This window comes from Synechococcus sp. BA-120 BA3 (assembly GCF_034931285.1).
In the GTDB taxonomy this organism is placed as follows: domain Bacteria; phylum Cyanobacteriota; class Cyanobacteriia; order PCC-6307; family Cyanobiaceae; genus Cyanobium.
Genome location: NZ_JAYGHZ010000526.1, coordinates 1 through 502 on the forward strand (window position 1 = coordinate 1; position 502 = coordinate 502).

General features: G+C 75.1%; 1 protein-coding gene. It reads right to left on the reverse strand.

Annotated elements, in window-relative coordinates; genetic code table 11:
- On the reverse strand, nucleotides 1–502 hold a 502-nt coding region (locus tag VB737_RS17295; RefSeq protein ID WP_500314793.1), incomplete at both ends, for a UvrD-helicase domain-containing protein.

Sequence of the window (502 nt, forward strand, 5' to 3'; positions counted from 1 at the left end):
CACCGGCGCCATGTCGTCGGGCCCGCTTCGCCGCGAACGGGCCAGCACCGCCGGCACCGGCAGGCCCGAGCGGGGCAGGCCCGACGGCGCCATCAGGCCGTTGAGGCTCCCGATCAGCGCCGGAGTTGAGCGGCGGTTCTCCTGCAGCGCCAGAACGCGCGCCGCGCTGCGGCGGGCGAGCCGGTAGGTGTCCAGATCGCCGCCGCGGAAGCGGTAGATGGCCTGCTTCGGATCCCCCACCATCACCAGCAGGTGGGTGTCGCCGGGGAAGGCCAGCCGCAGGATCCGCCACTGCACCGGATCCGTGTCCTGGAACTCATCGATCAGGGCGGCCCTGTAGCGCTGCCCGACCGCCCGCAGCAGGGGGGTGGGAGCGGTGGCGTCCGGGCCGGGGTCGAGCCCCTCCAGCAGCTGGGCGAAGCCGATGCTGCCGCTGCGGGCCCGACGCCGGGCCAGCTCCGCCCGTCCCCAGTGGCAGCCATGCAGCAGCACCGCCTCCGCC